General features: G+C 73.9%; 18 protein-coding genes. 9 read left to right on the forward strand and 9 right to left on the reverse strand.

Going from position 1 to position 18,543, the window contains the following annotated elements:
• Window positions 1–16 precede the first annotated feature (16 nt).
• From ABZ920_RS21690 to ABZ920_RS21700, 3 genes are all read right to left on the reverse strand, one after another.
• Window positions 17–1,087, reverse strand: coding sequence for a low specificity L-threonine aldolase (locus ABZ920_RS21690; RefSeq protein WP_361507313.1), 1,071 nt, complete (start codon window positions 1,085–1,087; stop codon window positions 17–19).
• The gene (locus ABZ920_RS21695; protein ID WP_361507408.1) at window positions 1,084–1,836 is read right to left on the reverse strand and encodes an SDR family oxidoreductase; all 753 of its coding nucleotides are present in this window, start codon (window positions 1,834–1,836) and stop codon (window positions 1,084–1,086) included. Before ABZ920_RS21695 ends, ABZ920_RS21690 begins: the two co-directional genes overlap by 4 nt.
• A gap of 77 nt (window positions 1,837–1,913) precedes the next feature.
• Complete coding sequence (locus ABZ920_RS21700; RefSeq protein WP_361507315.1) at window positions 1,914–3,311, reverse strand: DUF6421 family protein; 1,398 nt, start codon at window positions 3,309–3,311, stop codon at window positions 1,914–1,916.
• A 467-nt stretch (window positions 3,312–3,778) separates the two neighbouring features.
• Between ABZ920_RS21700 and ABZ920_RS21705 the strand changes: the two genes are divergently transcribed.
• A complete protein-coding gene (locus ABZ920_RS21705) occupies window positions 3,779–4,462 on the forward strand; it encodes a glycerophosphodiester phosphodiesterase family protein (protein ID WP_361507323.1) in 684 nt (227 codons plus the stop codon).
• Between the two features lie 43 nt (window positions 4,463–4,505).
• Here ABZ920_RS21705 and ABZ920_RS21710 read toward each other — a convergent pair whose 3' ends face one another.
• Window positions 4,506–5,045 (reverse strand): GNAT family N-acetyltransferase, encoded by a 540-nt coding sequence (locus ABZ920_RS21710; RefSeq protein ID WP_361507325.1) that lies wholly within the window; start codon window positions 5,043–5,045, stop codon window positions 4,506–4,508.
• Window positions 5,046–5,117: 72 nt separating this feature from the next.
• Here ABZ920_RS21710 and ABZ920_RS21715 point away from each other — a divergent pair, with 72 nt between their 5' ends.
• On the forward strand, window positions 5,118–5,510 hold the full coding sequence (locus tag ABZ920_RS21715; RefSeq protein ID WP_361507328.1) for a VOC family protein: 393 nt from the start codon (window positions 5,118–5,120) through the stop codon (window positions 5,508–5,510).
• A 317-nt stretch (window positions 5,511–5,827) separates the two neighbouring features.
• Window positions 5,828–6,592 carry a VOC family protein gene (locus ABZ920_RS21720; protein ID WP_361507330.1) on the forward strand — a complete coding sequence of 255 codons (765 nt, stop codon included), beginning with the start codon at window positions 5,828–5,830 and terminating at the stop codon, window positions 6,590–6,592.
• Window positions 6,593–6,642: 50 nt separating this feature from the next.
• On the opposite strand, the gene ABZ920_RS21725 is transcribed toward ABZ920_RS21720, so the two are convergent.
• Window positions 6,643–7,254: a MarR family transcriptional regulator gene (locus ABZ920_RS21725; protein WP_361507333.1), complete on the reverse strand. Its 612-nt coding sequence runs from the start codon at window positions 7,252–7,254 to the stop codon at window positions 6,643–6,645.
• A complete protein-coding gene (locus ABZ920_RS21730; RefSeq protein ID WP_361507336.1) occupies window positions 7,251–8,933 on the reverse strand; it encodes an FUSC family protein in 1,683 nt (560 codons plus the stop codon). The genes ABZ920_RS21725 and ABZ920_RS21730 overlap by 4 nt, the downstream gene beginning before the upstream one ends.
• A 201-nt stretch (window positions 8,934–9,134) precedes the next feature.
• Between ABZ920_RS21730 and ABZ920_RS21735 the strand changes: the two genes are divergently transcribed.
• Entirely contained in the window at window positions 9,135–9,710 is a 576-nt protein-coding gene (locus ABZ920_RS21735) for a DUF5134 domain-containing protein (RefSeq protein ID WP_361507339.1), read from the forward strand.
• Window positions 9,711–9,928: 218 nt separating this feature from the next.
• Complete coding sequence (locus ABZ920_RS21740; RefSeq protein WP_361507341.1) at window positions 9,929–10,600, forward strand: phosphatase PAP2 family protein; 672 nt, start codon at window positions 9,929–9,931, stop codon at window positions 10,598–10,600.
• 393 nt (window positions 10,601–10,993) lie between these two features.
• Here the strand turns inward: ABZ920_RS21740 and ABZ920_RS21745 are convergent, their stop codons facing one another.
• On the reverse strand, window positions 10,994–11,251 hold the full coding sequence (locus ABZ920_RS21745) for a DUF2630 family protein (protein ID WP_361507344.1): 258 nt from the start codon (window positions 11,249–11,251) through the stop codon (window positions 10,994–10,996).
• Between the two features lie 390 nt (window positions 11,252–11,641).
• On the opposite strand from ABZ920_RS21745, the gene ABZ920_RS21750 reads away from it, so the two are divergent.
• Window positions 11,642–12,316 carry a helix-turn-helix domain-containing protein gene (locus tag ABZ920_RS21750; RefSeq protein ID WP_361507347.1) on the forward strand — a complete coding sequence of 225 codons (675 nt, stop codon included), beginning with the start codon at window positions 11,642–11,644 and terminating at the stop codon, window positions 12,314–12,316.
• Here ABZ920_RS21750 and ABZ920_RS21755 read toward each other — a convergent pair.
• The gene (locus tag ABZ920_RS21755; RefSeq protein WP_361507350.1) at window positions 12,289–13,806 is read right to left on the reverse strand and encodes a hypothetical protein; all 1,518 of its coding nucleotides are present in this window, start codon (window positions 13,804–13,806) and stop codon (window positions 12,289–12,291) included. The genes ABZ920_RS21750 and ABZ920_RS21755 overlap by 28 nt on opposite strands.
• 191 nt (window positions 13,807–13,997) lie before the next feature.
• Here ABZ920_RS21755 and ABZ920_RS21760 point away from each other — a divergent pair, with 191 nt between their 5' ends.
• Window positions 13,998–14,654, forward strand: a complete 657-nt coding sequence (locus ABZ920_RS21760) for a DUF305 domain-containing protein (protein WP_361507352.1) — start codon at window positions 13,998–14,000, stop codon at window positions 14,652–14,654.
• A gap of 786 nt (window positions 14,655–15,440) precedes the next feature.
• A complete protein-coding gene (locus ABZ920_RS21765; protein ID WP_361507355.1) occupies window positions 15,441–16,790 on the forward strand; it encodes an FAD-dependent oxidoreductase in 1,350 nt (449 codons plus the stop codon).
• Window positions 16,791–16,906: 116 nt separating this feature from the next.
• On the opposite strand, the gene ABZ920_RS21770 is transcribed toward ABZ920_RS21765, so the two are convergent.
• On the reverse strand, window positions 16,907–17,272 hold the full coding sequence (locus ABZ920_RS21770) for a helix-turn-helix transcriptional regulator (RefSeq protein WP_361507358.1): 366 nt from the start codon (window positions 17,270–17,272) through the stop codon (window positions 16,907–16,909).
• Between the two features lie 121 nt (window positions 17,273–17,393).
• Between ABZ920_RS21770 and ABZ920_RS21775 the strand changes: the two genes are divergently transcribed.
• A complete protein-coding gene (locus tag ABZ920_RS21775) occupies window positions 17,394–18,473 on the forward strand; it encodes an NADH:flavin oxidoreductase/NADH oxidase (protein WP_361507361.1) in 1,080 nt (359 codons plus the stop codon).
• Window positions 18,474–18,543 lie beyond the last annotated feature (70 nt).

The raw sequence follows: 18,543 nt of genomic DNA on the forward strand, positions 1-18,543 counted from the left end.
AATGGTCAGACAGGGCCTAGCGGGCCATCTCCTCCTTCAGCGCCGCCACGAACGTGTCCACGTCCTCCTCCGTCGTGTCGAAGGAGCACATCCAGCGCACCACGCCCGCGGCCTCGTCCCAGAAGTAGAACCGGAACCGCTTCTGCAGCCGCTCGCCGACGTCGTGCGGGAGCCGGGCGAAGACGCCGTTGGCCTGCACCGGGTGGAGGATGTCGACGCCGTGCACGGCGCGGACGCCCTCCGCCAGGCGCTGGGCCATCTCGTTGGAGTGGCGGGCGTTGCGCAGCCACAGGTCCTTGGCGAACAGGGCCTCCAGCTGCACCGAGACGAAGCGCATCTTGGAGGCGAGCTGCATGGACAGCTTCCGCAGGTGCCGCATGCGGCGGACGGCGTCCTGGTTGATCACCACGACCGCCTCACCGCCCAGCGCGCCGTTCTTCGTGCCGCCCAGGGAGAGGATGTCGACGCCGACGGCGTTGGTGAACGTCCGCATGGGGACGTCGAGGGAGGCGGCCGCGTTGGCGATGCGGGAGCCGTCCAGGTGCACCTTCATGCCGTGGGCGTGCGCGTGCTCGCAGATCGCCCGGATCTCCCCGGGCGTGTAGAGGGTGCCCAGCTCGGTGCTCTGGGTGATCGACACGGCCTGCGGCATCGCGCGGTGCTCGTCCTCCCAGCCGTACGCCTGCCGGTCGATCAGCTCGGGCGTGAGCTTGCCGTCCGGCGTCGGCACGGTGAGCAGCTTCAGCCCGCCCACGCGCTCCGGGGCGCCGCCCTCGTCGACGTTGATGTGCGCGCTCTCGGCGCAGATCACCGCACCCCAGCGGTCGGTGACCGCCTGCAGCGCGACGACGTTGGCACCGGTGCCGTTGAAGACGGGGAACGCCTCGGCCGTCGGCCCGAAGTGGCTGCGGATGATCTGCTGGAGGTTCTGGGTGTAGACGTCCTCGCCGTACGCGACCTGGTGCCCGCCGTTGGCCACGGCCAGGGCGGCGAGCACCTCCGGGTGGACCCCGGCGTAGTTGTCGCTGGCGAAACCGCGGACCTCCGGGTCGTGACGGCGGCGCGCGTCGGTCTTGGGAGGGTTCACGGCTTCTCGGTGAGCCACAGACGGTTTCCGTTCACTTCCGCGGCGGGCCTGTCCCAGACGCCGGCGACGGCCTCGGCCAGGTCCGTGACGTCCGTGAAGCCCGCGAACTTCGCGTTGGGGCGCTCGGCGCGCATCGCGTCGTGCACCAACGCCTTCACCACCAGGATGGCAGCCGCGGACGTCGGCCCCTGCTCGCCCCCCTCCTTGCGGAAGGCGTCGGCCATGGCCAGTGTCCACGCCTCGGCGGCGGCCTTCGCGGCGCCGTAGGCCGCGTTGCCCGCCGTCGGCCTGCTCGCGCCCGCGGCGCTGATGAGGACGTACCGGCCGCGGTCGCTGCGCCGCAGGGCGTCGAAGAACGCCAGGGACGTGTGCTGGACCGTGCGCACGAGCAGCCGCTCCAGCAGGTCCCAGTCGCCGGGGTCCGTCTCGGCGAAGCCCTTGCTGCCGCGCCAGCCGCCCACGAGGTGGACCAGGCCGTCGCACCGGCCGAAGTCCTTCTCGATGCGGTCGGCCCAGTCCCGGGCCGAGGCGAGGTCGAGCAGGTCGACCTTCTCGCCGGTGATGCCGGCGCCGCCGCCGGCGGAGCGCGCCGCCTCCACGGCCTCCGCCAGCCGCTCCGGGTTGTTGTCCGAGCCGACGACGGTCGCCCCCGCCTCGGCGAGCCGCCGCATGGTCGCCCGGCCGGCGGGTCCGCCCGCTCCGGCCACCGCGATCACCGCGCCGCTCAGTACGCCGTTCCCGTTCCCCATCTTCGCCTCCTGAGCAGTGTTCGCGGTTCCTCGGGTGAGCTTGCCGGGAGCCTCGTGCGGCTCGTCCGCGCGGTCGCTCACGCGGCCACCCGCTCGGCGTCGTCCGCCGTGATGCCCTTGGTGGAGGCGATCACGTTCTTCATCTTCTTGGACAGCGCCTCGTAGAACATGCTCAGCGGAAACTCGTCCGGAAGCACGTCGTCGACGAGCTTGCGCGGCGGCTGGGTCAGGTCGAGCGCGTCGGGGCCCTTGGCCCACTTGGAGCCCGGGTGCGGAGCGAGGTAGGCGGACACCAGCTCGTAGCCGGCGAACCAGTGCACCAGCTTCGGACGGTCGATGCCGTCGCGGTAGAGCTTCTCGATCTCGGCGCACAGCCGGTTGGTGACCTGCGGAGCGCGCTCCCAGTCGATGGACAGCCTGTTGTCGGTCCAGCGGACCACGTCGTGCCGGTGCAGGTAGGCGAAGAGCAGCTGGCCGCCGAGGCCGTCGTAGTTGCGCACGCGCTCGCCGGTGACCGGGAAGCGGAACATGCGGTCGAGCAGTACGGCGTACTGCACGTCACGGGCCTGCGGCACGCCGTCGGCCTCGAGCTTCACCGCCTCCTTGAAGGCGGTCAGGTCGCAGCGCAGCTCCTCCAGGCCGTACATCCAGAACGGCTGGCGCTGCTTGATCATGAAGGGGTCGAACGGCAGGTCGCCGTGGCTGTGGGTGCGGTCGTGCACCATGTCCCACAGGACGAAGGCCTCTTCGCAGCGCTTCTGGTCGTGGACCATCGCGGCGATGTCCTCGGGCAGGCTCAGGCCGAGGATGTCCACGGCGGCGGCGGTGACCCGGCGGAAGCGGGCGGCCTCGCGGTCGCAGAAGATGCCACCCCAGGAGAATCGTTCCGGCGCCTCGCGCACGGCGATCGTCTCGGGGAAGAGGACGGCGGAGTTGGTGTCGTAGCCGGCCGTGAAGTCCTCGAACTTGATGCCGCAGAACAGCGGGTTGTCGTAGCGGGTGCGCTCCAGCTCGGCCAGCCAGTCCGGCCACACCATGCGCAGCACGACCGCCTCGAGGTTACGGTCCGGGTTGCCGTTCTGGGTGTACATCGGGAAGACGACGAGGTGCTGCAGGCCGTCCTCGCGGCCGGCGGCGGGCTGGAAGGCCAGCAGCGAGTCGAGGAAGTCGGGCACCTGGAAGCCGCCGTCGGCCCAGCGGCGCAGGTCGCTCACGAGGGCCTCGTGGTAGGCGGCGTCGTGGGGCAGCAGCGGGGAGAGCTCCTGGACGGCCTCGGCCACGCGGCGGACGGCGGCCTCGGCCTGAGCGGGGGCGGGGGCGCCCTCGGCCCCGAAGTCGATCGACCCGTCCTTGGACTGCCATGGCCGGATCCGCTCCACCGCATCCTTGAGCACGGGCCATGCCGGGTGCTCGACCACCCTGGCCACGGGAGGAACCCGTTCCTCCGAACCCATCTGCACAAGAATTTCCGTCATGTCCCATCCTCCACAGGAGAACCTCGCGTACGCAGACGTTATACACACGAGCTTCCTCCCAGCAAGGGGGACTTCCGCAGATTATTCTGCACCACCTCCTTCTCGCCGCGCATTTTGCTGCGGCCCACCGCCGAAAGCGCGTTTCACTGCTCCTTCCGGGTGAAGCGCCGTGCTCCGTCCGGCTTTCGGCACGGGCCGGCAGGCTCGCGGGCAGCGGCGAGAGGCGCCGGCTGCCCACCTCGATGTCGTCCCAGGGGCTCGCCACCCCGGTGGAAGCACCGTCACGGGCCCGCGGACCCGGCCGTCACCCCACTGCCCCCGTGCACGGGTGCACCGGCGGCCCGGGAGGTTAGGCTGCGGCAACCGCCGTGCGGACGGCCCGCGCCCGTTGCGTCCGCACGCGCCCGCCCCGCACGGCCTGGTTCGCGCGGGCGCCACGGCCGCCGTCGACGGAAGCGAGTCGAGTCTTGAACTTCCTCACCATCGGTCACCGCGGAGTCATGGGTGCCGAGCCCGAGAACACCCTGCGTTCCTTCGTCGCCGCCCAGCAGGCCGGCCTCGACGCCATCGAACTCGATCTGCACCTGAGCAAGGACGGCGCGCTCGTCGTCATGCACGACACCGAGGTGGACCGCACGACCGACGGCAGCGGCCCGATCGCCGAGAAGACGCTCGCCGAGCTGCGCGCGCTGGACGCCGGCCACGGGGAGCGGGTCCCCGTCTTCGAGGAGGTCCTCGACGCGGTGGAGGCCCCGCTGCAGGCCGAGATCAAGGACGTGGCGGCGGCGCGGGCGCTGGCCGAGGTCATGCGCGCCCGCGACCTGGCCTCCCGCGTGGAGGTGTCCTCGTTCCACGACGAGGCGATCGCCGAGATCGCCCGTCTGGTGCCCGGCGTGCGCACCGCGCTGATCGCGAGCCGCTACGGCACGGACGTCGTGGAGCGGGCCACGGCGGTGGGGGCGCGGACGGTCTGCCTGAACATCCGCCGGCTGACCCTGGAGGTCGTCGAGCACGCGCGCGAGGCCGATCTGAGGATCATCGGCTGGGTGGTGAACACACTGGACCACCTCCGGCTGGTGCGTGCGCTGGAGCTGGACGGGGCGACCACCGACTATCCGGAGATCAGGAGCACCGGCCGCTTCACCGCGTGAGCCGGGTGCGGGACGCCGGCCGGGACCCCTCCGGTGCGGGACGTCAGCCGAGTTCCTTGACGAGCAGTTCGAACTCCAGGTCGTCGCGCTGGGGGATGCCGAAGCGCTCGTCGCCGTACGGGAACGGCGCCATCCGCCCGGTCCGGCGGTAGCCGCGGCGCTCGTACCAGGCGATCAGGTCCTCGCGCACGGAGATCACGGTCATGCGCATCTCCCGCACGCCCCAGTTCTCGCGGGCCCGGCGCTCCGCCTCCGCGAGGATCAGCTTGCCGAGACCCGTGCCCTGCAGCGCCGGGCTGACGGCGAACATGCCGAAGTAGGCGTGGTCGCCGCGGTGCTCCAGCTGGCAGCAGGCGATCACGCGGCCGTCGCTCTCGACGGTCAGCAGCCGGCTGTCCGGCGACTTGATCACGGCGAGCACGCCCTCGACGTCGGTGCGCTGCCCCTGGAGGATGTCCGCCTCGGTGGTCCACCCGGCCCGGCTGGCGTCCCCGCGGTACGCCGACTCGATCAGGGCCACCAGGGCGTCGACGTCGGCGTCGGTGGCGTCGCGGAAGGTCGGGTCGGAGGCGGAGGTGTCCATGGCGGCGTGCCTTTCGGTTCTCGTGCGCGGCTGAGCAGGGACGAGCGTAGCGCTGCCGCTAGGCTCCGCCGCATGGTGCACGTACTCAGCAGCCGGATCCTGCTGCGCCCCACGGACCCCGAGCGCTCCCGCGCCTTCTACGGCGAGCAGCTGGGCCTCGCCGTCTACCGCGAGTTCGGCACGGGTCCGGAGCGCGGCACCGTCTACTTCCTCGGCGGCGGGTTCCTGGAGGTGTCGGGCCGCTCCGAGGCCGCCTCGCCGCCGGCCGCGCGGCTGTGGCTCCAGGTCGAGGACGCGGCCGCGGCCCACGACGAGCTGCGCGCCAGGGGCGTGGCGATCGTGCGCCCGCCGGTGCGGGAGCCGTGGGGTCTGATCGAGCTGTGGATCGAGGACCCGGACGGCACGCCGGTCGTGCTCGTGGAGGTGCCGGCGGACCACCCCCTGAGGTTCCGGGCCGGTATCTGAGCGGGAGGAAAGCCTGCGCCGTCCCGGCCGGCGCGGACGTCACCGGGATGACGCAACGTCTGCGCGGGTCCGGAAGGAGGGCGGTGGCCGCGGGAGGCCGCCGTGGTGCCGCCGCCCGGTGGCACGCTCCGCCGCGATGCGCCCCGGACCGCCGCAGCCGTGGCGGTACGCGCGTCGGGTCCGGGCCCCGGCCGGCCTGCGCGGGCGTCCGCGAGCGGGGCCGGGGCCGGGCGGTACCCGGTCCGTACGGCTCCGGATGGCCGCAGCCATGGGCCGGGGCTAGCGTTCTGGTGAGAGCACTCTGCCCGGAGGATGCCATGAAGTTCGACAAGCCGGTGACCGGGGGGCCCTGCTGGGCGGAGCTGGGGACCAACGACCTGGAGGCCTCCAAGCGGTTCTACACGGACCTGTTCGGCTGGCTGTTGCGGGTCGATCCCCGGCCGGAGATGCACGGATACACCATCGCCTACGTGAAGGACACGACGGTGGCCGCGCTGCGCCCGCTGCGCCAGCCCTCCCAGCCGGTCGCCTGGAGCGTGTCGTTCGCCGTCGAGGACGCGGACGAGGCGGCCAACAACATCGCGGAGGCGGGCGGCACGGTGATCACCGGCCCGCTGGACGTGCTCGACGAGGGCCGTCAGGTCGTGGCGCTGGACCCGTGCGGCGCGGCCTTCCAGATGTGGCAGTCCCGGGCCTTCTGCGGCGCAGGCCTGTTCAACTCGCCCGGTGCGCTGGGCTGGGTCGAGCTCGCGACGCGCGACGTCGGCAGGGCCCGCGACTTCTACACGCAGGCGTTCGGCTGGAGCGTCAACTCCTCCCAGTGGTACACGCAGTGGAGGGTGCAGGGCGAGGACTTCGGCGGCGTCACGACCATGGACGACCGCTTCCCCGCGGACGTGCCGCCGCACTGGCTGCCGTACTTCGCGGTGTCGGACGTGGACGCGTCGGCGGAGAAGGCCCTGCGCGAGGGCGGCAAGGCCCTGGTGGAGCCGACGGACGTCCGCGACGGTCCGCGCATCGCGGTGCTGCGCGACCCCCAGGGCGCCCCGTTCGGCGTCTACCAGGCGCCCAGGGAGCGCTGAGGACAGGGAGCGCCGGAGTCCGCCGTCGCCCGGCTCCGAATAAACGGGCCTCACCCTCGCGGCATGCCCAGGCGGCCCTCCAGGCGGCCCAGCAGTTCGCCCAGAAGGGCAGCCAGTGAGTCGTGCCCGCCGGTGTCCAGGCCGGACAGGACGGCCCTTTCGTAGGCGAGCTGTTCGGGCAGGATGCCGTCGACGAGGTCGCGCCCGGCGTCCGTGAGGCGGACGTGGGCGACGCGGCGGTCGCGCGTGTCGCCCCGCCGGTCCACCAGGCCGCGTTCGGTCAGCTGCTTCAGGCGCTTGGTCACGGCGGCGCCCGAGGAGAAGGTCTCGCGCGCCAGCTCGCTCGGCGTGAGCTCGTGCCCGGTGCGCCGCAGCGCTCCGAGCAGGTCGAACTCGGGCCGGCTGAGTCCCGCCCGGCGCAGCGGCGCGTCCTCGGCCTGCTGGAGCAGCGCGGAGCAGCGGTTGATGCGGCCGATGATCTCCATGGGGCCGGTGTCCAGGTCCGGGTGGACGGCCCGCCACTGGCGGACGACGGCGGCGACGGTGTCGTCCGGGAGCGCGGCGGAGGGCACCGTCCGCGCCGGCGCCGCGCCCTCCGGCCGTCCGTGCGCCCCGCCGACGGCCGGCGCTCCCCCGCCGGCCGGCTGTCCGATCGCCGTCATGGCCGCACGTCCTCCCTGCTGTCGCCGGCCGCCGGAGCGTGCGGGCCCCGGCGTCGTACCGTCGCGGCGAGCGTACGGTGTCCGGCCTGCTCGGTGAGCACCACCCGCTCCTGCGGCAGGGCGCGCTGCCACCACTCGCCGGCCGCGGCGTCGGCGGTGGCACGCAGGTCGATCAGCGCCGCGGCCAGGCCGCGGCGGGCGGACTCCAGCGCGGCGGGCGCGGGAGCCTGCTCGGCGAGCAGGCGGGCGGCGCGCTCGCGGGCCCGTTCCACGGCGGCCAGCGCCTGCTCGAGGCGGTCGGCGGCGCGCCGGTTGGTGACGGCGACGGCGGCGACGAGGCCGACCAGGGCGCCGACGAGGGTGTCCAGGACCCGCTCGGTGATCAGTTCGCCCGGCTCGTGCAGGCCGGCGAACTCCGTGATGAGCAGCGCCATCGGGGTCACGCAGATGGTGCCGAGCCAGTAGTTGCGGCCGATCAGCGCCTCGGCGCCGAAGTTGCACGCGAGGCAGATCAGCACGAGCGCCACGGCGCTGGCGTGGGCGAGCGGGGCGATCGCGGCGAACACGAGCACGCCGACGAGGTTGCCGACGACGCGCTGGACGGCCCGGCTCCAGGTGAGGGTGAGGTTCACCTGGTAGAGGGAGGCGGCGGTGACCAGGGCCCAGTACGGGCGGCCGACACCGAGGGCGAGCGAGACGTAGCCGGCGAGCGCGCAGCCGAGGGCGGTCCGGCCGGCGATCGGGGCGAGCGGGCCGAGCCGGCGCCACCACGGCCGGTGGGGCGCGGCGGCCTCGGCGTCCACGCCGAGGAGCTCGTCGGCGGCCTCCTGCGACTCGCCGGCCGCGGGGACGGGTCCGGAGCCGCGCAGGTCGCGGGCCCAGGCCCGCAGCCGCTCGGGGTCCGTGTCGGCGGGTGCGGCGAGCGCGACCTCCGCACGGACGAGGAGCCGCTCCAGGGCGCGCCGGTGCGTGGCGCGGGCGCCGGTGGACAGCAGGGCCTGCCAGGCGGCCTGCACGGCGGCGGCCGCGCCGGCGCGGGCCCGGGCGTCGTCGCCGTCGGTGCCGTGCGCGGCGGCGTACACGGCGGCCGCGTTGAGCGCCTGGGCGGTGGCACGGCGCTCCGGGCCGTGGGGCCGCAGCAGCGCGGGCGCCATGCCGACCAGCCACGCCCAGCCTCCGGCCGCCGCCGCGAGCGCCATGTGGCCGGGGACCTGCCCGAGGGTCTGCGGGGCGAAGAGGGCGGCGGTGGCGACGAAGGCGAGGATGACGTTGCCGGGCGGGCCGATGCGGGTGGCGTCGCACATCACCTTCTGCGCGGCGGCCATCAGGGCGCCGACGGTGACCAGGACCACCGGGTCGGTGGTCAGGGACGCGGCGACCAGGGCGATAGCGAGACCGGCGAGCATGCCGAGCACCACCCAGGCCAGGGCGCGGGCGCGGGCGGCGTAGGGGCGGTTGTGGGCGTACAGGGCGCACAGGGAGCCGGCCATCGTGTACATGGCCAGGTCGAGGCGGCCGAGCGCGAGCAGCGTGAGGTTGGGCGGGGCCACCGAGGCGACGACGCTGAGGGCCGGCTTGAACCAGATCTCCGGCGGGCGGCCGAGGCGCAGGACGCCGGTGAGCGGCAGCCGCCGGAGGCGGCGGACTCGCTGGGTGGGGGTGGGGGACTCACTGCTCATACGCACAAGCTTAACAGGTGTTTTACTAGTAAAATATGTGCGCCGTGCCGCCCGCGACGCCGCGCTCCGCCGAGTGCACCCCGTGTACGCCTGTGCGCTCGCGTGCGCACCGCGTGCCGCGGGCATCTCTTGGACCGACCACCTGGCGGCGGCCGGGATCGCCGGGCCGCGGCCGGGAGACCGCCGAGCGGGGAGGTGGGCGTGCACGGACCGGCTTCGGCAGGCTGGCTGCTGGTCGCGCTGTGCGCGGCGACCGGCGCCTACTGTCTGCTGCGGATGCGCAGCACCGTGGAGGAACAGCGCCGCGCCGCGGGCGGCGAGGCGCTGATGGGGTTCGGCATGGCCGGCATGGCCGTGCCGACGGCGGTGTTCAGCCCGCCGGTCTGGACCTGGCCGGCGTGCGCGGCGGTCTTCGGGGCGGCCGGGGTGCACGCTCTGTGGGCGGCGCGGCGCAGCCCGCACCATCTGCACCACCTGGTCGGCGTGTCGGCCATGGTCTACATGGCGGTCGTGATGGCGGCCGCGCCGGCGCCCGGACACGACCAGGGCCACGGCCACGGCGGTCCGGAGGTGCCCCTGCTCACCGGTGCCCTGCTGCTGTACTTCACCGCCTACGTGCTGCTGTCCGGAGTCCGGCTGGTGCCCGCGGCCACGGCGGCGGGAGCGGCCGGTACGGCGGGCGGGGGCGCGGCGGGATGGGGCGACCGCCCCGAACTGGCGCACGCGTGCCGGTTGTCGATGGGGATGGGGACGGTGGCGATGCTGCTGACGATGTGAGGGCGGCGGACGGGCACCGGGCGGCCTGGTCTGCGGTCCCTCGCCGCTCGTACCGGGGCTGCACGCCCTCCGTCACCTGGGGGCCGGCCCGGGCTGCGCCTCCGCCGGGCCGGGTCCGCGGTCCGCACCCGGCCGGCCGAGCCGGCCCCGGACCGCGGCCCCGACGAACCGGCCTCGGGACTTGGCCTTCGGGCCCGCGGGTCGGCGAGGATCGCACCATGCGTCCGCCGCCCGTCGCCTCACCGCCCCGCCCGCCGGCCCACCGCGTCCGCGTGCGCGCCCCCCTGGTGCTGGGAGCGTGCTCGGCGCTGCTGATCGCCCTGGTCGCGCTGCGGTGGCATCCCCTGATGGCCTTCGACGGCGGGGTCTCCCGCACCACGCACCGGTGGGCGGTCGCCGAGAGCGGCGTCACCCAGGTGTTCCGCATCCTCACGGACTGGGTGTGGGACCCGCTGACCATGCGCCTGCTGTGCGCCGCGGTGGCGGTGTGGCTGGTGTGGCGCCGGTCGGCATGGCGGACCGCACTGTGGCTGGTGGCCGCGACCGCGCTGGCAACGCTGCTGCAACAAGGGCTGAAAGCGGCCGTCGACCGGCCCCGGCCCGTCTTCGCCGATCCCGTCGACTCCGCCCATTACGCGGCCTTCCCCTCGGGCCACGCCATGACCGCCACCGTGGTGTGCGGCCTGCTGCTGTGGCTGCTGCACCGCCACGGCCCCGGCCGCGCCCTGTGGCGCGTCGCCCTGGCCGTGGGCGTGCTGTCCGTCGTGGGTGTCGGCCTGACCCGGATCTGGCTGGGCGTGCACTGGCCCTCGGACGTCCTCGGCGGCTGGCTGCTGGGGGCGTGGGCGGTGTGGCTGGCGACGGCTGTGTACGGACGGCGCGGGGCATGACCGGCTCTGTCCGGACGGCGCGGGGGACGACCGGCGGCCCGCCGAACACGGTCGTGGACGGGTGACCGGAACGGAGTCCGGCCGGCCGTCGGTCCGTTCCGGTTCGCGGGCGCTCCGCCCCCGCTCGGCTCCTGACAACCGGCCCGACTCGACGCACGGCTGCTTCGCCACCCCGTGCGGTGCGCTCGGCGGCGACCCGGGGACGCGCTGACGGCGGGGGCGACCGGTGCGCCGACGGCGGTGCGGCGGCCCGGGGACGCGGGGCGCGCATGCGGACCGCCTGCCGGTGGCCGGGCGGCCGGACGCACCGCGACCGGTGCTCGCCCCCGCCCCGCCGACCGGGCCGACGGTTCCGCGCCGGGTGTCACCCGGGGCGGCCGCGACGCGTCGAGGTCACTCCAGATAGCCCTCCACCTGCGACGACGGCCGGGCCTGGGCGTCGTCGGGGTTCTCCCCGTACTGCTCCTTGGCGCGGCGCTGCCGCAGCAGGTCCCAGCACCGGTCGAGTTCGCGCTCCAGCTCTCCCAGCTGCCGCTGTTCCGTGGAGCCGTCGATCTGTCCGGACGCCAGGGCGGCGCGCAGCCTGCGCTCGTCCTCGACCATCTCCGTGATCCGGGCCAGGATGCGCTGGTCCTGTTCCTTCTGTGCCATTCCGTACGCCTCCTCGGCTGGGCACCCGAGCCCACTCTAAGGACGCTTCAGGCGCTGTGCGACAGGTGCGGTGAGGGCGGCGCGGAGACAGCCGTGCTGGGCGCGCGGCCCGCCGTACGGAGGCACACACGGCGTCGGCACCGGCAGCCGCCGGGCCCGGCGGACGGGCGACGAGGCGGCAGGTGGAAGGACGGAGGAACGAGGAACGAACGCCCGCGAGGGACCGGCCGAAAAGTTGCCTCAGTACACCATCGGGGCGAAAAGCGCCCGCCCCGGACGATCCCCCGCGTCGCCCGAGGCGGGACGGCAAGCCGACCGGCCCGCGCAGGGGCCGGTCAGGACTGCGTTGAGTATAGTTGGCTGGCAGCCAGTCAACGCAGGAGTTACAGGATGTCCCCGCGCAGCGCCTCGGTCAATGAAGAGTTGCGGCGGCGTTCGCGGGAGCGGCTGCTGCAGGCCGCGGTGGAGCTGGTGGGCGAGCGCGGGTACGGGGCGACGACGCTCGGCGACATCGCCGACCGGGCGGGGACGGCGCGCGGCCTGGTGTCGTACTACTTCCCCGGCAAGCGCCGGCTGGTCCAGTCCGCGGTGCACCGGCTGATGCACCGGACGCTGGAGGAGGCGCTGGAGGGCGAGCCGCGCACCGACGACGGCCGGGAGCGGATGGCGCGGGCCATCGACGCGATCCTGGGCCTGGCCAGGGACTGGCCGGTGCTCATGCGTCAGCACATGGCGGGCATCCTCGAGGCCGAGGGGTTCGTGCAGTGCCCGGAGCAGCAGCGCCTGTCCCACCTGCTGCGGGACACCGTGGCCCGGCACGGCTCGTGTGACGTGGACACCGACTACCCGATGATGCGCGCCCTGCTGATGGGCGCGGTCTACGCGGCACTGGTGCCGGGGGTGCCGATGGCGGTGCCGGTGCTGCGCGCGGAGCTGTTCAAGCGCTACCGGCTCGACTGGGACATGGGGCTCCCGCCGGACGCCGAGGCGCCCGGCGGGAGCTGCGACGCGGATCTGTCGCGCTTCTTCGCTACCGGTCAGCGCCCGGAGCGCCGGTCGAAGTAGTCCGGCTGCGTCTGCACGTTGAGCTCGCCCATGCGCACGCGCTGGGCCTGGTCCGTGCGGCGGTCGCGGATCTTCAGGACGTCGAAGCCCTTGGCGATGTCGTTCGAGTAGATGTAGCCGTTGTAGTAGTACGCCGACCAGGAGCCGCCGACCTTGAGCACGTCGGTGGTCAGCGGGCCGCGCTCGAAGTAGGCGATCTCCTTCGGGTGCGCCGAGTCGGTGAACTCCCAGACGGAGACGCCGCCCTGGTACCAGGCCTGGACCATGAGGTCCCGGCCCTCTACGGGGATCAGCGAGCCGTTGTGGGCCACGCAGTTCTCGGTGTCCGCCTGGTGACGCGGGATCTTGTAGTAGCCGCGGAAGACCAGCTTGCGGTGGTCGCCCTTGCCGACGATGTCGTAGATGCCGTCGGCGCCCCGGTTCGGGCCGACCGCCTCGTTGCAGGTGGCGGCTCCGCCGCCGCCCAGCTCGTCGGTGAACACGACCTTCTTCGCCGTCTGGTTGAAGGTGGCCGAGTGCCAGAAGGCGAAGTTGACGTTGTCCTGGACGCGGTCGATCACCTTCGGGTGCGCGGGGTCCTTGATGGAGAACAGGATGCCGTCGCCCATGCAGGCGCCCGCGGCCAGGTCCTCGGAGGGCAGGACCGTGATGTCGTGGCAGCCGGTGGTCTTGGAGACGCCGGGGTTGGTGGGCGCGCCGGGGTTGCCGCCGCCGTCCGGGCCCTCACCGGGGAAGAGGACGGGGAAGTTGACCACGGCCGCCTTCTCGGGGGCGTCGCGCGGCACCTTGATGACCGAGATGCCGTCGTGCGGCGGCTGGCAGTCGGGGTAGGTGGCGCTCGGCGAGTAGGAGGAGACGTAGAGGTAGACGTTCCTGCGCTCGGGCACCAGCGTGTGGGTGTGCGAACCGCAGGCGGTCTCGACCGCGGCGACGTACTTCGGGTTCCGCTTGTCGCTGATGTCGAAGACCTTCATGCCCTCCCACGACGACTTCTCGGTCGCGGGCTGCGTGGTGCTGTTGCAACTGCTGTCGCTGCGCGAGGAGTCGGTGGACAGGAACAGCAGGTCGCCGGAGACGCTGACGTCGTTCTGGGAGCCCGGGCACAGCACCTGGGCGACCGTCTTCGGCGCCCTGGGGTTGCTGATGTCGAAGATGCGGAAGCCGTCGTAGTTGCCGGCGAAGGCGTAGTGGCCCTGGAAGGCCAGGTCCGAGTTGGTGCCGGCCAGGGCGTCCTTGGGGACGTTGGCGACGTGCTGGATGTTCGCCGAGTGGACGATCTCGTCCTGAGCGGGTATCTCGCCGCTCCCGATGGCCTTCCTGGCCTCCGCCTGTGCGCTGCCGCTCACTTGCCGCTGTGTGACGGGGCTGTCCCCGGGATCGGGGATGGCGGCCGCCGGGGCGGTGCCCAGCAGGGCGGCCAGGAGTCCGGCAGCCGCGGTGGCGGCTCCCAGACGTCTGCGTCGTGTTCGGGGATCGTTCGACAGGGTCACTGCGGTCCTCCCTGGATGCCGTTCGTGGGGGAACGGTTCACGGTCCTCCGAAGTATCGTCTTCATCATGCACAGATCAACAGATGGCAACACACTCGTCATGAAGGTTTTCTCGCCCTAGGGCGCGGAAGCCTGCCGGCAGGTTCGCCGGCACGCCGAGGTGCCCCGACCCCCCAGCATCCGGAGGTTGTTGTGCTCATCCGCCGTTCGTCGCGCGCGTCCCTCGCCACGGCGTCGCTGTGCCTCGTCGTGCTCGCGCTCGGCGGGTGCGACTCGGAACCCGACACCACGTCGTCCCCGGCGAAGGGTCCCGCGGTGATCGTGCCCGGCGAACCCGGCGGGGCCAACCGGACCATGTCCGCCGAGGACGCCGAGCGGCAGCGGGCCGACGACGACTCCCCCAACTCCGCCGACAAGGCGTACGTGCGGATGATGATCGAGCACCACTCCCAGGCCCTGCTGATGACCGGGCTCGTCCCCGATCGCGCCGGATCCGCGCAGGTCGGGCGGCTCGCCGAGCGGATCGCCGCCGCGCAGGGGCCGGAGCTCGCCGCCCTGCGGAGCTGGCAGAAGACCCACGGCGGCGAGGAGGCGGCCGGCGGGCACGACCACGACCACGCCGCCATGCCGGGGATGGCGACCCGGGAGCAGCTGGACCAGCTCCGCGCCGCCCGGGGCGAGGCGTTCGACGAGCTCTTCCTGAAGCTGATGATCACCCACCACCAGGGCGCCGTCACCATGGCCACCGACGTCAAGGCGCACGGCAACAACGTGCAGGTGGAGGAGATGGCCGACGACGTCGTCGCCCAGCAGACGAGCGAGATCACACGGATGCGCGACATGCTGTGACGGGCCGCGGGAGGCCGCCCGTCACCGCCCCTCGCGGGCCCGCCCGGCCGGGTGGGTGACGCAGGCCAGCGGGCTTCTGCCCGGCCTCGTGCCGGCGTGCCTCGGGGCCGTCCGGCAGCGGGGCCGGCCCGCCCCGAGTCGGCCCCGGGGCCGGCGGGCGGCCAGTACCGGCGCGACGTGTGTGCGGAGCCACGCCACCGGGGCGGCCTGGGCACCGGCGCGGGGCCGGAGCAGCGGAGTGGCCGGCCCACGGGCGCGGACCGACGGCAGCGAGGCGGCCAGCCCACGGGCGCGGAGCCGCGAGGCCGGGCGCCGACGTGGACCGTTCGAAGGCTCGACACCGGGGGGCCTGCTCGTGGCGTGCGCCGCAAGGCCGCGACACCGCGGGGCATGCCCGCGAGCACGGGGCGCGAGACCGGGACGCCACGGGCCGCGCCCCGCGGGCATGCCCCGCGAGCGTGGGCCGCGAGGCCGGGGCACCGGCGTGGACCGTTCGAAGGCTCGACACCGGAGGGCCTGCTCGTGGCGTGCGCCGCAAGGCCGCGACACCGCGGAGCCTGCCCGCGAGCACGGGGCACGAGACCGGGACGCCACGGGCCGCGCCCCGCGGGCATGCCCCGCGAGCGTGGGCCGCGAGGCCGGGGCACCGGCGAACGGGCGGGTGTGGTGGACCGTCCAGGCGACAGGCCGGACCTCCCGCGCGGCCGCTCTCCCCCGACGGGCCGCTCGGTGCGATGCTGGAGCCATCAGCGACCTCCTGGAGTCCCTGGGATAAGGAGTTCCGCCGTGCTGCGTGTCGCCGTCGTCGGCTCGGGGCCGAGCGGGTGCTACACCGCTCAGTGCCTCGTCCAGCAGGACTCCTCCGTACGCGTCGACGTGCTCGACCGGCTGCCGTGCCCGTACGGCCTGGTCCGCTACGGCGTCGCGCCGGACCACGAGAAGATCAAGTCGCTGCAGAACACCCTGCGGGCGGTCCTGGAGCACGAGCGGGTCCGCTTTCTCGGCGGCGTCCAGGTCGGCGGCGCCGGCGGGCTGCCCGCCGCGCGGCTGCGGGAGCTGTACCACGCGGTCGTGTACTGCGTGGGCGCGGCGACCGACCGCCGCCTGGGGATTCACGGCGAGGACCTGCCGGGCAGCTGGTCGGCCACCGAGTTCGTCTCCTGGTACAGCGCGCACCCCGACGCCGTCGACGGCGCCTTCCTGCGGGACGCCCGGGCGGCCGTGGTGATCGGCGTCGGGAACGTGGCGGTCGACGTCGCCCGGATGCTGGCCCGCGCCGCCGCGGACCTGAGTCCCACCGACCTGCCGCAGGCCGCGCTCGACGCGCTGGCCGCCAGCCGGGTGACCGAGATCCAGATGGTGGGCCGGCGCGGCCCGTCGCAGGCCCGCTTCACCACCAAGGAGCTGCGGGAGCTGGGCACCCTGCCGGACACCGACGTCGTCGTGGATCCGCAGGAGCTGGCGCTGGACCCGGGGTACGCGGACCCCTCCGGACTGCCCGCCGCCCAGCGCCGCAACGTGGAGGTGCTGCGCGGCTGGGCCGGCACGCCGCCGACCGGCGCCGCCCGGCGGATCCGGCTGCGCTTCCACCTGCGACCGGTGGAACTGCTTGCCGACGGCGGCGGACGCGTGGGCGCGGTGCGCTTCGAGCGGACGGCGCCCGACGGCCGGGGCGGCGTGTCGGGGACCGGGCGGTACGAGGACGTCGAGGCCCAGCTGGTGCTGAGGTCGGTGGGCTACCGCGGGGTGCCCCTGGAGGGACTGCCGTTCGACGCGGCCGCCGGCACCGTGCCGAACCGGGAGGGCCGGGTCCTGCGCGACGGGGTGGTCTCACCCGGCGAGTACGTGGCCGGGTGGATCAAGCGCGGCCCGACCGGCGTCATCGGCACCAACCGCCCGTGCGCCAAGGAGACGGTGGCCTCGCTGCTCGCGGACGCCGCCGTCCTGGCCCGCAGGCCGCCGCCCGGCGACCCGCTCGTCCGGCTGCGCGCCGCGGGGATCGAACCCGTGCCGTGGGCGGGGTGGCAGGCCATCGAGCAGGCCGAGGCGGAGCTCGGCGTGTCGCTGGGGCGCGGCACGGTCAAACTGCCGGACTGGCAGTCGCTGCTGACGGCGGCCCGGGGGGCGGCCTCCTAACGGGACCGGGGCCGGACGCGCGTGGGCGGGTCCGAGCGCGCCCACCGTTCACCCGTGGGTGCCTGCCCGACCGCCCCGGCCGCCGGCCCCCGCCCCGGCCGTCCGCGCGGGATGGTTCAGCTGTTCCCGGGGCGGGCGGCCTGCCGGTCGGCGGCGGCAAGGACGCTGTCCAGCAGCCCGGGGAAGAGGTCGTCGAGGTCGTCTCGGCGCAGGCCGTTCATCTTGGCCGTGCCCCGGTAGACCTGGCGGACCACGCCGTTCTCGCGCAGCACCCGGAAGTGGTGCGTGCTCGTGGACTTGGTCACCGGCAGACAGAAGTGCGAACAGGAGAGCTCGTCGCCGTCGGCGGCGAGCTCCCGGACGATCTGCAGCCGCAGCGGGTCGGAGAGCGCGTGCAGCACACCCTCCAGGCGGATCTCCTCACGGGCCGGGTGCGGGAGGGCGCGACTGCCGACGGAGGTGGCGGGGGCGGTGGGGGTCACGGCGGCTCCACTTCGGACGAGAGCTCTCATGATACGAGAGACCTCGTAGTTTGACATGTCCCGTACTACGAGGACTATCGTACGAGTCGGCCATCGGTCCCGAGACGAAATGGAGTCCGCCGTGAGTGCGCTCTTCGAGCCCTACACCCTGCGTGAGCTGACGATCCCCAACCGCGTCTGGATGCCTCCTATGTGCCAGTACTCGGCCGACCCCGAGGGCCCGTCCACGGGCGCCCCGAACGACTGGCACTTCGCCCACTACGCGGCGCGTGCGGCGGGCGGCACGGGACTGATCATCGTGGAGGCCACGGCCGTGTCGCCGGAGGGCCGGATCTCCCCGTACGACCTCGGCATCTGGAACGACACCCAGGTGGAGGCGTTCCGCAGGATCACCCGCTTCCTGAAGAGCCAGGACACCGTCCCCGGCGTGCAGCTCGCCCACAGCGGCCGCAAGGCCTCGACCGACCGCACGTGGAAGGGCGGCGGGCCGGTCGGGCCGGACGCCCACGGCTGGCAGCCGGTGGCCCCGAGCCCGGTCGCCTTCGACGACCGCCACCCCGTGCCGGACGAGCTGACGGCCGAGCAGATCCAGGAGGTCGTCGCCCAGTTCGCGGACGCGGCGCGGCGCGCCCTGGCCGCCGGCTTCGAGGTCGCCGAGATCCACGGCGCCCACGGCTACCTGATCAACGAGTTCCTCTCCCCCCACTCCAACCACCGCACCGACGCCTACGGGGGTTCCTACGACAACCGCGTCCGCTTCGCGCTCGAGGTCGTCGACGCGGTGCGGGCGGTCTGGCCGCAGGACAAGCCGCTGTTCTTCCGCATCTCGGCCACCGACTGGCTTCAGGACGGGGGCTGGACGGCCGACGACACGGTACGGTTCGCCGCCGAGCTGCACGCGCACGGCGTCGACCTGCTCGACGTCTCCACCGGCGGCAACGCCTCGGGCGTGCGCATCCCGACCGGCCCCGGCTACCAGGTGCCGTTCGCGGCCCGGGTGAAGGCGGAGACGCCGATGCCGGTGGCGGCCGTCGGCCTCATCACCGAGGCCGAGCAGGCCGAGAAGATCGTCGCCAACGGCGAGGCGGACGCGGTCCTGCTGGGCCGCGAGCTGCTGCGCAACCCGTCCTGGGCCCAGCGCGCCGCTCGGGAGCTGGGCGCTCCGGTGCACGTGCCGCAGCAGTACCACCGGTCCGTCTGAGCACGGAGGCCGCACCGGCCCGCGCCGAGCCTGCGGCGCGGGCCGGTCCGTCCCGGGCCGGACGCGGCGG

Origin of the sequence: Streptomyces sp. NPDC046831 (genome assembly GCF_040645305.1) — a bacterium.
Lineage (GTDB): Bacteria > Actinomycetota > Actinomycetes > Streptomycetales > Streptomycetaceae > Streptomyces.

Coding starts and splice junctions, on each gene's coding strand:
- ABZ920_RS21695 (WP_361507408.1), bottom strand. CDS start 1,836: ATGGGGAACGGGAACGGCGTACTGAGCGGCGCGGTGATCGCGGTGGCC.
- ABZ920_RS21700 (WP_361507315.1), bottom strand. CDS start 3,311: ATGACGGAAATTCTTGTGCAGATGGGTTCGGAGGAACGGGTTCCTCCC.
- ABZ920_RS21710 (WP_361507325.1), bottom strand. CDS start 5,045: ATGGACACCTCCGCCTCCGACCCGACCTTCCGCGACGCCACCGACGCC.
- ABZ920_RS21715 (WP_361507328.1), top strand. CDS start 5,118: ATGGTGCACGTACTCAGCAGCCGGATCCTGCTGCGCCCCACGGACCCC.
- ABZ920_RS21720 (WP_361507330.1), top strand. CDS start 5,828: ATGAAGTTCGACAAGCCGGTGACCGGGGGGCCCTGCTGGGCGGAGCTG.
- ABZ920_RS21725 (WP_361507333.1), bottom strand. CDS start 7,254: ATGACGGCGATCGGACAGCCGGCCGGCGGGGGAGCGCCGGCCGTCGGC.
- ABZ920_RS21730 (WP_361507336.1), bottom strand. CDS start 8,933: ATGAGCAGTGAGTCCCCCACCCCCACCCAGCGAGTCCGCCGCCTCCGG.
- ABZ920_RS21740 (WP_361507341.1), top strand. CDS start 9,929: ATGCGTCCGCCGCCCGTCGCCTCACCGCCCCGCCCGCCGGCCCACCGC.
- ABZ920_RS21745 (WP_361507344.1), bottom strand. CDS start 11,251: ATGGCACAGAAGGAACAGGACCAGCGCATCCTGGCCCGGATCACGGAG.
- ABZ920_RS21750 (WP_361507347.1), top strand. CDS start 11,642: ATGTCCCCGCGCAGCGCCTCGGTCAATGAAGAGTTGCGGCGGCGTTCG.